This is a genomic window from Klebsiella sp. GW_Kp182 (assembly GCF_040062275.1).
Classification (GTDB): Bacteria; Pseudomonadota; Gammaproteobacteria; order Enterobacterales; family Enterobacteriaceae; genus Klebsiella; species Klebsiella michiganensis.
The window spans coordinates 1-14,636 of record NZ_JBEAFQ010000054.1; the positions used below are offsets into that span (position 1 = coordinate 1).

Annotated in this window: 10 protein-coding genes; 7 read left to right on the top strand and 3 right to left on the bottom strand. The window is 59.5% G+C overall.

Annotated elements, in window-relative coordinates:
- Nucleotides 1-360: 360 nt before the first annotated feature.
- A complete protein-coding gene (locus ABLU88_RS22975) occupies nt 361-468 on the top strand; it encodes a type I toxin-antitoxin system toxin Ldr family protein (RefSeq protein ID WP_004855299.1) in 108 nt (35 codons plus the stop codon).
- Between the two features lie 83 nt (nt 469-551).
- Here the strand turns inward: ABLU88_RS22975 and bcsG are convergent, their stop codons facing one another.
- From bcsG to bcsE, 3 genes are read right to left on the bottom strand one after another with little or no spacing between them, the layout of a single operon-like run.
- Entirely contained in the window at nt 552-2,228 is a 1,677-nt protein-coding gene (bcsG, locus tag ABLU88_RS22980; protein WP_025106803.1) for a cellulose biosynthesis protein BcsG, read from the bottom strand.
- Nucleotides 2,225-2,422, bottom strand: a complete 198-nt coding sequence (gene bcsF, locus ABLU88_RS22985) for a cellulose biosynthesis protein BcsF (RefSeq protein ID WP_014227175.1) — start codon at nt 2,420-2,422, stop codon at nt 2,225-2,227. The genes bcsG and bcsF overlap by 4 nt, the downstream gene beginning before the upstream one ends.
- Complete coding sequence (gene bcsE, locus ABLU88_RS22990) at nt 2,419-3,975, bottom strand: cellulose biosynthesis protein BcsE (protein ID WP_025106804.1); 1,557 nt, start codon at nt 3,973-3,975, stop codon at nt 2,419-2,421. Before bcsE ends, bcsF begins: the two co-directional genes overlap by 4 nt.
- A 167-nt stretch (nt 3,976-4,142) precedes the next feature.
- Here bcsE and bcsR point away from each other — a divergent pair, with 167 nt between their 5' ends.
- Genes bcsR through bcsC form a run of 6 tightly spaced genes read left to right on the top strand, consistent with a single transcriptional unit; the run spans nt 4,143 to nt 14,625 of the window.
- Complete coding sequence (gene bcsR, locus ABLU88_RS22995) at nt 4,143-4,331, top strand: cellulose biosynthesis protein BcsR (protein WP_004855289.1); 189 nt, start codon at nt 4,143-4,145, stop codon at nt 4,329-4,331.
- Between the two features lie 11 nt (nt 4,332-4,342).
- A complete protein-coding gene (gene bcsQ, locus ABLU88_RS23000; protein ID WP_032694187.1) occupies nt 4,343-5,080 on the top strand; it encodes a cellulose biosynthesis protein BcsQ in 738 nt (245 codons plus the stop codon).
- Nucleotides 5,077-7,695 carry a UDP-forming cellulose synthase catalytic subunit gene (gene bcsA, locus ABLU88_RS23005; RefSeq protein WP_348838071.1) on the top strand — a complete coding sequence of 873 codons (2,619 nt, stop codon included), beginning with the start codon at nt 5,077-5,079 and terminating at the stop codon, nt 7,693-7,695. The genes bcsQ and bcsA overlap by 4 nt, the downstream gene beginning before the upstream one ends.
- 10 nt (nt 7,696-7,705) lie before the next feature.
- Nucleotides 7,706-10,045 carry a cellulose biosynthesis cyclic di-GMP-binding regulatory protein BcsB gene (gene bcsB / locus ABLU88_RS23010; protein WP_348838073.1) on the top strand — a complete coding sequence of 780 codons (2,340 nt, stop codon included), beginning with the start codon at nt 7,706-7,708 and terminating at the stop codon, nt 10,043-10,045.
- 3 nt (nt 10,046-10,048) lie between these two features.
- Nucleotides 10,049-11,158 (top strand): cellulose synthase complex periplasmic endoglucanase BcsZ, encoded by a 1,110-nt coding sequence (gene bcsZ / locus ABLU88_RS23015; RefSeq protein WP_348838075.1) that lies wholly within the window; start codon nt 10,049-10,051, stop codon nt 11,156-11,158.
- A complete protein-coding gene (bcsC, locus tag ABLU88_RS23020; protein ID WP_348838077.1) occupies nt 11,140-14,625 on the top strand; it encodes a cellulose synthase complex outer membrane protein BcsC in 3,486 nt (1,161 codons plus the stop codon). The genes bcsZ and bcsC overlap by 19 nt, the downstream gene beginning before the upstream one ends.
- The last annotated feature ends 11 nt before the right edge of the window (nt 14,626-14,636 follow it).

Sequence of the window (14,636 nt, forward strand, 5' to 3'; positions counted from 1 at the left end):
GGTATCTGCCTGCCTTAGTGGCAGCATGCGCCCGAACGGGGCCGCAGGGGTAACAACCTGCGGCCTTTTTCGTTGTATTGCTGCAACAAAAAAGTTTCCTGGAATGCGTCTCGCACCGCGCGTAATGGCGGAGTGCGGGTACCCGATCGGGCCAGTAGAATCGTCAGCAAGCCGGGCTCGCCCGGTGAGGCGCAATGTTGCGGGGGCTTGAACCCCGGCGGCATCGATGGATGGGTTGCTGGAAAGAGAAATCCCCCGCACGTTGTTTGGTATCAACCTGGCAACGTATCGGGGGCTAATCTCGAACCTCAACAATTCGAGAATAGCCGCGAACGGTTGCCATTGCAACAAGGCGGCTGTATGACGCTCGCTCAGTTGGGCCTGGTGCTGTGGGACGATCTGGCGGCTCCGGTGATTGCTGGCATTCTGGTCAGCATTATCGTGAGCCGGATGGATAACCGGAAGTAGCCGGGCGGTGGGTATCTGCCTGCCTTAGTGGCAGCATGCGCCCGAACGGGGCCGCAGGGGTAACATCCTGCGGCCTTTTTCGTTTATTGCGGATAAGGGACCCAACTGCCGCCGTTCAGCTGAACATACGGTTTCCCCTGGTATTGAATGACGATGGCGTTGGAGTTTTCCGACACCGCCGCGCTCTGCGGCAGGTTGGCAATATACTGCTGCCAGTTGATGTCGTTTTCGTCAAACATCTTGCCGTCGAGGGCGCGGACCACCAGCTCAGAAATCGCCAGGTAGCTGCTTGGCTGGTTGATGATAATCGGCGCATCGGGGTGTCTTGCCTTAATGCCGAAAAATTTCACCGCCGCCGGTACGTTAGTAATGGATGGGCTGGGAATATCGCGCAGGCCGGAAACCTGCATTTTGTCGCCTTTCAATGCCGCACCGTGTTCCGGTACGACGATGACCAGCACCTTACGCCCCGATCTCTCCAGTTCGGTGAAGAAATTATCCAGCTCATCGAAGAACTTCTGCGCACGGGCTTTATAGTCCGCGGTTTTGCTCTGGCCCGGATAGTGGTTACCGTCATGCAGCGGCAGCGTGTTGTAGAAGGTCGCCGTGCGCGGCGTATTCAGCTTATCCAGCGACTGCAGCCAGCGGTTCAGCGTCGCCTGGTCGTCATAGACCGGAGAGCCGTCAAAGCCCTGCAGAATGACCGGCAGGCCGCTTTGATCCATCAGCGGGCTCTGGATCCCGCCCAGCGAGCGAAGCTCCTTCAGGAAGTCGCCGAAGATACCGTTGTGGCCGAGCATCAGCTGCTGGGTGAAGCCCAGCTTCGCCAGGTTTTCAAACAGATAGCATTCGCTGCCCGATGGCTGATAAAGGTTCGCATGAGAGAGCTGGCCGCAGCTGGCGCGCAGCAGACGCGCCGCCGCCGGCCCGCTGTAAGAGGTCGCCGAGTTAAAGTTTTTGAACAGCAGGTCGAAATGCTTCCACAGCGGATGATCCATCAGCCCGGCCGCTTCAATATCCGACCATGAGAGCGAGCAGATGTTGATTATCAGCACATCAAACGGCTGGGCATCGGCCGGAAGCGCATCCGGGAAAGTGGTTTTACGTTTTTGCTCAGAAGCGTAAAAGGCATTCAGCCAGTTGGTGAGATTGGCCGACGTCGGCGGCTCGGTCTGCGGCGGAATATCGTTATTCGCCGGCGCAGTATTGGTCGCGATGGCCGTTCCGCCAGCCGTATTAACGGCGGTGTTCGCCGCCGCGGTCGTCGGCTGACCTGCCGGCCAAAGGCTGAAAGAGGGCAGCAGCGGACTGACCACCAGCCAGACCACGATCGCCGAGACGAAAACCGTCACTCGTAGCCACTGGCTGATAAACAGCCACAGGACCAGCAGCACGAAGAACGCGCCGACCATATTCCAGTTAATAAAGCGGGTCACCAGATCCCAGATATAGTCGGCGCTGAAGCCGGCAATCTGCGAGCCCTGGCTGGCAATGCTTTCCGGGCCGGGCAGCCAGGTGTCGTGCCAGAACAACATAAAACCCAGCGGGATCGCTATCCAGTGGCGGATACGGTGCAGCTTATACTGCGGAATTGGCACCAGCAGGAAGGCCAGAAACACCAGGTTTAACATGGGATGAAAATTGAGGTATCCGCCCCATAGCAATGCGAACTTCACCAGAAAGTAGAAGTTCCAGCCAGATAAGCCTCGCCAGTACCGCCAGAGCGGAAGCGACGCGGTGGGTGTTTTGGGTTTGGTCATTTCGTTGATTTGCCTTGCCTGGATGTCGCTTCCCGGCGCAGCACGCCAGCCGGTTTGACATAACGGGGTTTAAAGAACATCAGTCTTAATGTGGTGCGAATACGCCGCTGGTAGTGGCGCGTCAGGTATCCCAGCGGGAAGAACAGCAGGGCGCACAGGACGACCAGCTGAATAATATCGGCGATAGACATCATAAGGTTGGCTCCCCATCAATGGACAGACGGTGCGCCTCGGGGTTGCGCCGCCAGCTTCGCCCGTCATGGGTGGCGTTGATGGTTTCATTTTTGCCAAGCGAAATGGGCAGCGGCGTGTTCCAGTTCTCCGGCAGAATCCCGCGCATCTGCATGATTTCAGCCGTTATTTGCTTATCTTCAAACCAAATCATGCGGTTAGAAAAAATATCGCCGGTTGGTAAAGGGAAAATATGGTTTAACGCGGTATCCAGGTCGTTCACCCGGCAAAATGACAGAAACAGCACCAGGCGGTTGTTGCCGATGGTCATAATGTCGCCCATACGGTTGGGCTTACACAGCGTCAGCGCCTGCTCTACGCGCAGGCCGGGCGCCGGGCGCAGCGCCACCATTACGCCTTTGCCATCGGCGGGCAGCATGGTGTTGGCCATAATATTGTGCACCGCTTCGCAGAAGTCCCCCCATTTCTGGTAGCCGCGCAGTTTTAGCGGCTGGCTCCAGGTCAGCAGAGTATTAAAATCTTCCGGAATATGGCGAGTAAACTGCTGTTTCTGAACGCTTTCTATAAGCGTAAGGCAGCGGGATAACGGTGCGCCGCTGGGAATAACCATATTGGCGCCGCTGCTCAGCAGCAGGCGTTCATCGGTGGCGCGCAGGCTCGGCGTTTGTTCGCGGACGACGATTTTTAACGCGCTGCCGCGCTGGCGGCGCAGGGTATGGATATAGCGTCCCAGCTGTTCAATCTGTTCGTTCTGGGTAATGGAGAAGATCAGCGTTGCTGCCTGCGCCATCCTCCCGGCGTTGAAAACGGCGTCGTTGGTATCGAACAGCGTCCAGTATTCGGATAGCGCGGGGGCACCTTCCAGTACGCGCAGATTGCTAAGAATGACTTTTTCGTCGCTGCGCGGTTGCACCACCGTTTCTTCATCCTGCGCCAGCCGCCAGCCGTTTTCATCCTGAAGAACAATGAGCTGCTGCCGGGCGCTGATGCCTTTTTCACTCCCCCACCAGGCGATATCGAACAGGTGGTTATCCCCCTGGTAACGAATACTTGCCAGGCCGGAAAGCGAACGGTACTCGCGTAATAAAGGGGAGAGTTGCTTATCGATATCGTGCCCGGAATTAAGTACTAGTAATGAACAACGATGATAATTAGTCCATCGATACGATTTCTCAACCCAATTGCATAAATCATCGCTTTTTATATTCTGCCAGGCATTTTCAGCGCATAGCAGAATAAACAAATAATTGCCAGGTTCGAGGGAACAAACTAAATCGCGGTGCATTTCTTGCAGCCCCTCAGCACGGTTCGGCATGCTAAATAACGCCACCTTTTCTGGCCCGCAATTTTTCTCTAGTTCAATGATTTTATTGGGATTATCACCCATGACTATCGCCGCAACCTGGCTCTGTTTATCCTGGGCCGCCAGCGTATGGTTGAGCAGGCTTACCGCATCGGCATAGCGGTCGACATTCAGCCACCATACTCCACCCACGGGCATATGGCGTACTTCGTCCCATAATGATGAAATACCCAAAGAATATACGATATCCACGGCGTCCCTCGTGAGACTTGATTTACACTTGATTAGTTTACTAGCGAAAGCGTCAGAGTAAACCTAACATTGAAATTAAAGGACATCAGTTTTAGCATGTAAACATATTTTAAGGATGATCTTACGCCTCTCGGTTTAATTTATTGTATTTTCCAACGGACAGAGAAATGCCAGCAAAAGAGCCTGCTGTACCCACCGATGCGACTTTGGGCTACACGTTTCAAAATGATTTCCTGGCGTTAAGCCGGGCATTTTCCCTGCCTGATATTCACTACCACGATATTTCCCGACGCGAGCAGTTAACCGCGGCGCTAAAACGCTGGCCATTACTGGCTGAATTAGCAGAGAAAAAGTAAGGAAGCCGTCGATGGCGATTCTGGGATTACAGGGCGTGCGCGGCGGTACCGGCACCACGTCGATTACCGCTGCGCTGGCCTGGGCGCTGCAATTACTCGGTGAAACCGTACTGGTGGTGGACGCCAGCCCGGACAACATGTTGCGCTTTTTTTTCAACGTCGATTTCAGCCACAAAGCGGGCTGGGCGCGCGCCACGATCGACGGCAGCGACTGGCGCGACGCCGGTCTGCGCTACACCTCGCATATCGATCTTTTGCCCTTTGGGCAGCTGACGCCGGGCGAGCGCGCGAACATTGACCAGCTTCAGCCGACGCTGGCGCCGATGGCCGGGATGGTGCAGAAGCTTCATCAGCAGGGCGATCACCGCTGGCTGCTGATTGACCTGCCGGACGGTTACTCGCCGCTGACCCGCTCCCTCATTGACGTTTGCGACCGCACGCTGGTCATTGTGCATCCGGACGGCAACAGCCATATTCGCCTGCATCAGCAGGCGCTGCCGGTCAATAGCGATATTTTGATTAACGATTTGCGCGTCGGCAGCCAGCTGCAGGAGGATTTGTATCAGCTGTGGCTGGAGAGCCAGCGCCGCATTCTGCCGGTGACTATCCATCGTGATGAGGCGATGGCGGAGTGTCTGGCGGCGAAGCAGCCGCTCGGCGAGTACCGGCAGGACTCTCTGGCGGCGGAGGAGATACTGACCCTGGCCAACTGGTGTCTGCTGCACTACGCCGGGAAGGGGGCGGAATGATTCGCCTGAGCACCCTACTGCTGGCGCCGCCGGTCGGGAAACGGCTGAACGAGCGCTATCGCGACTATCGCCAGCACGGCGCGTCGTGGCTGTCGGCCGCGCTGGGCTGCCTGTGGGCATCTCTGGCATGGGCGTTTATGCCGCTGGAAACGCCGCGCTGGCAGGCTATTAGCGAACGTCACGGCGAGTTTTTCCCGCATATTAATCCGCATCGGCCGCGCCCGCTGGACCCGATTCGCTACCTGCTGCAATGCGTGTGGCTGCTGGCGACGCGGGTGCCGGAGCCGGATAAAAAGATCAACTGGCGTTCGCTGGCGGCGCTGGAAGGCGTCCAGGGGCGCTATGCCCAGTGGCTGGAAAAGCTGCCGGAAAAGGTTAACGCCCGCACCGGTCATCTGGATAAGCATAAAGAGCTGGCTCACCTGTCGCCAAAGCTGCGGCGGTTTATTCTGGGCACGATAACCTTTTTCTCGCTAATCCTCGCGCTGCTCTGTATTACCCAGCCGTTTAATCCGCTCTCGCAGTTTATTTTCCTGCTGCTGCTGTGGGGCGTGGCGCTGCTGGTGCGCCGCATTCCGGGACGCTTTTCGGCCCTGATGCTGATCGTGCTGTCGCTGACCGTCTCCTGCCGCTACATCTGGTGGCGCTACACCTCGACGCTCAACTGGGATGATCCCGTGAGCCTCGTGTGCGGGATAATTCTGCTGTTCGCCGAAACCTACGCCTGGGTGGTGCTGGTGCTGGGGTATTTCCAGGTCGTCTGGCCGCTGAACCGTCAGCCGGTCCCGCTGCCGGAGGATATGGCGCAGTGGCCGACGGTCGATATTTTCGTGCCGACCTACAACGAAGACCTCAACGTGGTGAAAAACACCATTTACGCTTCCCAGGGGATCGACTGGCCGAAGGACAAGCTCAATATCTGGATCCTTGACGACGGCGGGCGCGAGGAGTTTCGCCAGTTCGCCAAAGACGTCGGGGTGCACTACATCGCCCGCACCACCCACGAACACGCCAAAGCCGGGAATATCAACAACGCCCTGAAGTACGCCAAGGGCGAGTTCGTGTCGATTTTTGACTGTGACCACGTGCCGACCCGCTCGTTCCTGCAGATGACCATGGGCTGGTTCCTGAAAGAGAAAGAGTTGGCGATGATGCAGACGCCGCACCACTTCTTCTCCCCGGACCCGTTTGAGCGCAACCTGGGACGATTCCGCAAAACCCCGAACGAAGGCACGCTGTTTTATGGCCTGGTGCAGGACGGGAACGACATGTGGGACGCGACCTTCTTCTGCGGCTCCTGCGCGGTGATCCGCCGCGGCCCGCTGGATGAAATCGGCGGCATTGCCGTGGAAACGGTGACTGAAGACGCCCACACCTCTCTGCGCCTGCACCGTCGCGGGCACACTTCAGCCTACATGCGTATCCCGCAGGCGGCCGGTCTGGCGACGGAGAGCCTGTCGGCGCATATTGGCCAGCGCATCCGCTGGGCCCGCGGGATGGTACAAATTTTCCGCCTTGATAACCCCTTGTTTGGCAAAGGGCTGAAGCTGGCGCAGCGCATCTGCTACGTCAACGCGATGCTGCACTTTCTGTCCGGTATTCCGCGGCTGATCTTCCTGACCGCGCCGCTGGCGTTTCTGCTGCTGCACGCCTATATCATCTATGCGCCAGCGCTGATGATCGCCCTGTTCGTGCTACCGCATATGATTCACGCCAGCCTGACCAACTCGAAGATTCAGGGCAAATACCGCCACTCTTTCTGGAGCGAGATCTATGAAACGGTGCTGGCGTGGTATATCGCGCCGCCGACCTTTGTCGCGTTGATTAACCCGCATAAGGGCAAATTCAACGTGACGGCAAAAGGCGGACTGGTGGAGGACGAGTACGTCGACTGGGTGATCTCTCGTCCCTATATCTACCTCGTGCTGCTGAACCTGGTCGGCGTGGGGGTGGGGATCTGGCGCTTTATGTACGGCCCGGAAAACGAAATCCTGACCGTGTGGGTGAGCATTATCTGGGTGTTCTATAACCTGATTATTCTCGGCGGCGCGGTGGCGGTCTCGGTTGAAAGCAAGCAGGTGCGGCGATCGCACCGCGTGGAGATGTCGATGCCGGCGGCGATTGCCCGCGATGATGGGCACCTGTTCTCCTGTACCGTCCATGATTACTCAGACGGGGGCCTTGGTGTCAAGATTCACGGCGAGGCGCAGGTGCTGGAAAGCCAGCACGTCAAGCTGTTGCTGAAACGCGGGCAGCAGGAGTACGCCTTCCCGGTGCGGGTCGCGCGGGTCAACGGCAGCGAGGTCGGGCTGCAGCTGCTGCCGTTAAGCAATCAACAGCATATTGATTTTGTACAGTGTACGTTTGCCCGCGCAGATACGTGGGCGCTTTGGCAGGATAGCTTCCCGGAAGATAAGCCGATGGAAAGCCTGCTGGATATCCTGAAGCTGGGGTTCCGTGGATATCGTCACCTGGCGGAGTTTTCTCCGCCGTCGGTGAAGGTTATTTTCCGCTCGCTCACCATGCTGGTGGCCTGGTTTGTCTCGTTTATTCCGCGCCGTCCGGAACGCGCAGCGGCGACACTCTCGGCAGAACCGGCGATGGCTCAACAATGATGATAATGCGATGAACAGAAAACTCTCTTTGATTTGTGCAGTAGCGGTGGGTATTAGCGGATGGTCTCCCTTCGCTTCGTATGCGGAACCGACGGCGGCGACTCAGGCCGCGCCGACGACGACGGTCCCCGGTATCGCTGGTACGGTGGCGGACAGCCAGCCCACGGCGACGCTTGCCGATCCGGCAGCGCCGGTGGTGGTGCTGGATAACGCTCCGACCCGCGACGTGAAGCTGACCTTCGCCAAAATCGCCCCGCCTCCGGGCAGCATGGTGCTGCGCGGCGCGCGCCCTGAGGGGTCGGTAGAGTTCGGTATGCGCAGCGATGAAGTGGTGGCAAAAGCGCTGCTGAATCTCGACTACACCCCCTCTCCGTCGCTGCTGCCGGTGCAGTCGCAGCTGAAGGTGTATCTTAACGATGAGCTGATGGGCGTGCTGCCGGTCACCAAAGAGCAGCTGGGTAAAAAAGTCAGCGCGCAGATCCCTATCGATCCGCTCTATATCACCGACTTTAACCGCGTGCGCCTTGAGTTTGTCGGCCACTATCGCGATGTTTGTGAAAACCCGGCCAGCAGCACCTTGTGGCTGGACGTCGGTCGCGAAAGCTATCTGGATTTAACCTACCAGTCGCTGAACGTGCGCAACGATCTTTCGCATTTCCCGATACCGTTCTACGATTCGCGCGATAACCGCCAGCTGACGCTACCGATGGTCTTCGCCTCCGCGCCGGGTGTCCTGCAGCAGCAGGCGGCGGCCATCGTCGCCTCCTGGTTCGGCAGCAAGGCGGGCTGGCGCGGCCAGCAGTTCCCGGTGCAGTACAACGCGCTGCCGGACCGTAACGCCATTGTGTTTGCGACCAACGATAAGCGCCCTGACTTCCTGCGCGAGCATCCGCCGGTTAAGGCGCCGACGATTGAAATGATCGACCACCCGGATAATCCGTACGTCAAGCTGCTGGTGGTCTTCGGGCGGGATGACAAAGACCTGCTGCAGGCGGCGAAGGGGATAGCCCAGGGCAATATTCTGTTCCGCGGCAGCAGCGTGACGGTTGACGATGTCAAACAGCTGCAGGCGCGTAAACCCTACGATGCGCCGAACTGGGTGCGTACCGATCGGGCGGTGACCTTTGCCGAGCTGAAAACCTACGAACAGCAGTTGCAATCCAGCGGCCTGGTGCCGGATTCCATCAACGTGGCGCTGAACCTGCCGCCGGACCTCTACCTGCTGCGCGCCAACGGCATCGATATGAACCTGAACTATCGCTACACCATGCCGCCTATCAAGGACAGCTCGCGCATGGATATTAGCCTTAACGATCGGTTCTTACAGTCCTTCAGCCTCAACAGCTCGCAGGATGTGAATAAGCTGATACTGCGCCTGCCGGTGCTGCAGGGGCTGCTGGATGGCAAAACGGAAGTGACGATCCCGGCATTGCGCCTCGGCGCCATGAATCAGCTGCGCTTCGACTTCCAGTATATGAACCCGATGCCGGGCGGTTCTATCGATAACTGTATTACCTTCCAGCCGGTACAGAACCACGTGGTGATAGGCGACGACTCGACCATCGACTTCTCGAAGTACTATCACTTTATGGCGATGCCGGATCTGCGCGTATTTGCTAACGCGGGCTTCCCGTACAGCCGGATGGCCGATCTCGCTGATACCCTGGTCGTGGTGCCCAAATCGCCGACCGAGGGCCAGGTTGCCACGCTGTTGGAGACGGCCGGCGGCATTGGCGCGCAAACCGGCCTGGCGGCCATTAACCTGCGCATGACCGACGACGGCAGCCAGATTAAGGACAAAGACGCCGATCTGCTGCTGATTGGCTCCATTCCGCAGGCGCTGAAGGACGACACGAAAATCAACCTGCTGGTTGAAGCGACCAAAAGCTGGGTGAAAACGCCGATGCGCCACTACGATCTGGCCAGCATCTATCCAGATACCGAGGCCAGAACGCCGAATACCCGCACCGACGTCACGTCGACCGGGCCGATGGCGGCGATTATTGGCTTCCAGTCGCCGTACAACGATCAGCGCAGCGTCGTGGCGCTGCTGGCCGACAGCCCGCGCGGCAACGAACTGCTGACCCAGGCCCTTAACGACAGCGGTAAACGCGCGGCGATGTTTGGTTCCGTTGCGGTGATTCGTGAGTCGGGCGTCAACAGCCTGAGGGTGGGCGATATTTACTATATCGGGCACCTGCCGTGGTTCGAACGTATCTGGTTTGCGCTCTCCAGCCATCCGGTGCTGCTGGCTATTCTGGCCGCGGTCAGCATCGTTCTGCTGGCATGGGTGCTATGGCGCATGCTGCGTATTATCAGCCGTCGCCGCCTCGACCTTGATGATGAGTAATTGATGATGAACGCGGTGCGCGGTGTGGTGTTATCGGTATTGATGCTGGCGGCGGCGCAGGCGAGCGCCGCCTGCCAGTGGCCGGCCTGGGAGCAGTTTAAAAAAGAGTATGTCAGCGCCGAAGGGCGAATTATCGACCCCAGCGATGCGCGAAAAATCACCACCTCGGAAGGGCAAAGCTACGGGCTGTTCTTTGCTCTGGCGGCTAACGATCGCGACGGCTTCCGCAAGCTGTTCGAGTGGACGCAAAACAATCTTGCCGAGGGCGATTTGCGCGCGCATCTCCCGGGCTGGCTGTGGGGGAAAAAGAGCGATGACGAATGGACGGTGCTGGACAACAATTCAGCCTCGGACTCCGATTTGTGGATAGCCTGGGCGCTGCTGGAGGCCGGACGTCTGTGGGACACGCCTCAGTACACCGAGGTAGGCAAGGCGCTGCTGGCGCGCATTGCCGACGAAGAGGTCGCCACCGTACCGGGGCTGGGGCCGATGATTCTGCCGGGGAGAGTCGGCTTCGTCGATGACCGCGGCTGGCGTTTTAATCCCAGCTATCTGCCGCCGCAGCTGGCGACCTACTTTGCCGCGTTTGGCGCTCCCTGGCCGAAGATACGCGACGGCAATCTGCGTCTGCTGCTGGAAACCGCGCCGAAAGGTTTTTCGCCTGACTGGGTGCGTTACGAAAAAAGCAAAGGCTGGCAGCTGAAAGCGGATAAACCCATTATCGGCAGCTATGACGCCATTCGCGTCTATCTGTGGGTCGGTATGCTCGATGACGGCGATAAGCAAAAAGCTCGCCTGTTGGCGCGTTTTAAACCGATGGCGACCCGGACGATTGACCAGGGCGTGCCGCCGGAAAAAACCAACATCGCGACCGGTAAAACTACCGGCAACGGTCCGGTTGGCTTCTCCGCTGCGCTACTGCCTTTCTTGCAGAAGGAAGATGCACGCGCCATTCAGCGCCAGCGCGTCGCCGATAACTATCCCGGCGCGGATGCTTACTACAGCGCGGTCCTGACCCTTTTCGGCCAGGGATGGGATCAACACCGTTTTCGCTTCACCGCCGGTGGCGAATTACGGCCTGACTGGAACCAGGAATGCACAAGTTCTCACTAAGCTTATTCACCCTCTTCTTAGGCGTCGCGCTGATGCCGCTGGCGCACGCCGCGACTACGCCTGTTCAGGAACATCTACTGGAGCAGGTCCGCCTCGGCGAGGCCAGCAAACGTGAGGATTTGGTGCGCCAGTCGCTCTATCGCCTGGAGTTGATCGACCCGAATAACCCGGACGTTGTTGCCGCGCGGATGCGCTATCTTCTCCGCCAGGGCGATACCGCCGGCGCGAAGCAGCAGCTGGAGCGTCTGGCGAAGCTGGCGCCGGAATCGCCCGAGCTGAAAGCCTCGCGTGACGAAATGAAAAGCAGCACCGGCGATGGTCGCCAGGAGCTGCAGCAGGCTCGTCTGCTGGGCGTGGCCGGGAAGGTTGATGAGGCCATCGCCGCTTACGAGAAGCTGTTTAACGGCGTTCCTGATGATGATGACGCGGCGATTGAGTACTGGACGCTGGTGGCGCGGCTGCCCGCCCGTCATAACGAAGGCATCAATCAGCTGAAAAAACTCAACGCCCGCTTGCCGGGCAACGTCCCGCTGCAAACGGCGCTGGCGAAACAGATGTTTGGCGATAATAAGCCGGAAGAGGGATTTGCTTATCTGGAGCAGATGTCCCGCTCGGCGGCGGGGCGCGGTATCGCGGCGGACATCTGGTTTAACGAAGTGAAAAGTATGCCGGTCAGCCGGGCCAGCGTGCAGGCGCTGCAGCGCTTTCTCATGCAGTTTCCCACCGGTTCCACCTCGGCGAATGCCCGCGTCCTGCTCGCTCAGCAGCAGACGCAGCTAAAAGACCCGACGTTCCGCGATCGCGCGGAGGGGCTGGCGGCGGTGAAGGCCGGGAAAGGTTCGGTGGCCGTGGCCGATTTGCAGCAGGCTGTGCGGGCGGATGCCAAAGACAGCGACGCGGTTGGCGCATTGGGGCAGGCGTACTCCCAGCGCGGCGATCGGGCGCGGGCGGTCGCCCAGTTGAGTAAAGCCATCAAAATGGACCCGGATAGCCCGAGCCGCGATAAGTGGGACAGCCTGCTCAAGACTAACCGCTACTGGCTGCTGATTAAGCAGGGCGATAGCGCCCTCAAAAGCGGCCAGCTGGCGCAGGCGCAAAATAATTACGCCCAGGCGCAGCGCATAGACAATACCGACAGCTATGCGGTGCTGGGGCTGGGGGACGTGGCGGCGGCGCGTAAAGAAAACGCGGCGGCGGAGCGTTACTACCAGCGCGCGCTGCGAATGGATCGCGGCAACAGCCTGGCGGTGCGCGGTCTGGCGAATCTGTATCGCGCCGAATCGCCGGAAAAAGCCAGCGCGTACATCGCCAGCCTGTCGCCGGGCCAGCGGCGCAGCATTGATGATATCGAACGCAGCCTGACGAACGATCGGCTGGAGAAACAGGCCGAAGCGCTGGAGAGCCAGGGCAACTGGGCGCAGGCGGCGGAAGTGCAGCGCAGACGGCTGGCGCTGGATCCGGATAGCGTATGGATCGCCTACCGCCTGTCGCGGGATCTGGTCAGCGCGGGCAGCCGCAGCGAAGCCGATGCCATCATGCGCGCGATGGTCAACCGCCAGCCCGGCGATGCCGACCGGGTTTACGCCTACGGCCTCTATCTATCCGGGAATAATCAGGATGAGATGGCGCTGGCGCAGATTAACGCCCTGCCGCGCGGGCAGTGGACGGACAATATTCGCGAGCTGGAGGCGCGCCTGCAAAGCGATAACGTGTTGCGCCAGGCGAATCAGCTGCGCGATAGCGGTCAGGAAGCCCGGGCGATCGCGCTGATTAACCAGCAGCCGACGTCGGTGCGCTACGCGCTCACGCTGGCGGACTGGGCGCAGCAGCGCGGCGACAGCCAGACGGCGATTGCTGAATATCAGCGGGTGCTGGGGCAGCAGCCTGACAACGGCGATGCGCGTCTGGGCCTGGCGGAAGTGTATCTTGCCGATGGCGATAAAAACGCCGCCCGCGCCCAGGTGGCGCAGCTCAAGGGCGACGACATCGATTCTATCAATATGCAGCGGCGTATCGCCCAGGCGCAGGCCGGGTTGGGCGATCGCGCTCAGGCGCAGCAAACCTTCGCCCGCATCGTTCCGCAGGCGAAAGCGCAGCCGCCGTCAATGGAAAGCGCGCTGGTGCTGCGCGACGCCGCGCGTTTCCAGGCGCAGAACGGCGAGCCGCAGCAGGCGCTGGAAGGCTATAAAGATGCAATGGTGGCCTCCGGCGTCGCCCTCGAGCGCCCGCAGGATAACGACACGTTTACGCGGCTGACGCGTAACGACAGCAGCGATGACTGGCTGAAGCGCGGGATCCGCAGCGACGCCGCCGATCTTTATCGTCAGCAGGATCTTAACGTCACCCTCGAACATGATTACTGGGGCTCCAGCGGTACCGGCGGCTATTCCGACCTGAAAGCCCATACCACGATGCTGCATGTGGATGCGCCGCTGGCCGACGGGCGAATGTTCTTCCGTACCGATCTGGTTAATATGGATGCCGGGAGTTTTTCGACGAACAGCGACGGCAGCTATTCGCCGAGCTGGGGCACCTGCGGTGAAATCGCCTGTAGCGGCGGCAGCAAACATCAGAGCGATAGCGGCGCCAGCGTCGCGGTGGGCTGGAAGAACGATACCTGGAGCGGCGATATCGGCACCACGCCGATGGGCTTTAACGTCGTTGATGTGGTGGGCGGCCTGAGCTACAGCAGCGACGTTGGCCCGCTGGGCTACACCGTGAACCTCCACCGACGCCCCATCTCCAGCTCGCTGCTGGCCTTTGGCGGGCAGAAGGATAACCCTAACGACGGCCATACCGGCAAGACCTGGGGCGGGGTGCGCGCCGACGGCGGCGGTCTGAGTCTGAGCTACGATAAAGGCGAGGCCAACGGCGTCTGGTCTTCGCTGGGCGTCGACCAGTTGACCGGGAAAAACGTCGCCGACAACTGGCGCGTGCGCTGGATGACCGGCTACTACTATAAAGTGGTTAACGAAGATAACCGCCGGGTCACCGTCGGCCTGAACAATATGCTCTGGCACTACGATAAAGACCTGAGCGGCTATACGCTGGGTCAGGGCGGTTACTACAGTCCGCAGGAATATGTCTCCTTCTCGGTGCCGGTCACCTGGCGTCAGCGGACGGCGAACTGGTCATGGGAGCTGGGGGGATCGGTGTCGTGGTCCCACTCGCGCACCAAAACCGAGGCGCGCTATCCGCTGCTCAATTTGATTCCTTCGCAGTATCGTCATGATGCCAGCCAGCTCACGGAAGAAGGCAGCAGCAGTTCTGGCGTCGGCTATACCGCGCGGGCGCTGATAGAACGACGGGTGACCAGCAACTGGTTTGTCGGGGCGGCGGTGGATATCCAGCAGGCGAAGGATTACACCCCGAGCCATGCGCTGCTGTACGTTCGCTATTCGGCTTCCGGCTGGCAGGGCGATATGGATATGCCGCCGCAGCCGTTGGTTCCTTATGCCGACTGGTAGCAGATTAGGCT

Bases quoted from the DNA above. Each gene is read 5' to 3' on its own strand.
- ABLU88_RS22975 (WP_004855299.1), top strand. From the start codon at position 361: ATGACGCTCGCTCAGTTGGGCCTGGTGCTGTGGGACGATCTGGCGGCT.
- bcsZ (WP_348838075.1), top strand. From the start codon at position 10,049: ATGATGAACGCGGTGCGCGGTGTGGTGTTATCGGTATTGATGCTGGCG.
- bcsC (WP_348838077.1), top strand. From the start codon at position 11,140: ATGCACAAGTTCTCACTAAGCTTATTCACCCTCTTCTTAGGCGTCGCG.
- bcsQ (WP_032694187.1), top strand. From the start codon at position 4,343: ATGGCGATTCTGGGATTACAGGGCGTGCGCGGCGGTACCGGCACCACG.
- bcsB (WP_348838073.1), top strand. From the start codon at position 7,706: ATGAACAGAAAACTCTCTTTGATTTGTGCAGTAGCGGTGGGTATTAGC.
- bcsA (WP_348838071.1), top strand. From the start codon at position 5,077: ATGATTCGCCTGAGCACCCTACTGCTGGCGCCGCCGGTCGGGAAACGG.
- bcsF (WP_014227175.1), bottom strand. From the start codon at position 2,422: ATGATGTCTATCGCCGATATTATTCAGCTGGTCGTCCTGTGCGCCCTG.
- bcsG (WP_025106803.1), bottom strand. From the start codon at position 2,228: ATGACCAAACCCAAAACACCCACCGCGTCGCTTCCGCTCTGGCGGTAC.
- bcsR (WP_004855289.1), top strand. From the start codon at position 4,143: ATGCCAGCAAAAGAGCCTGCTGTACCCACCGATGCGACTTTGGGCTAC.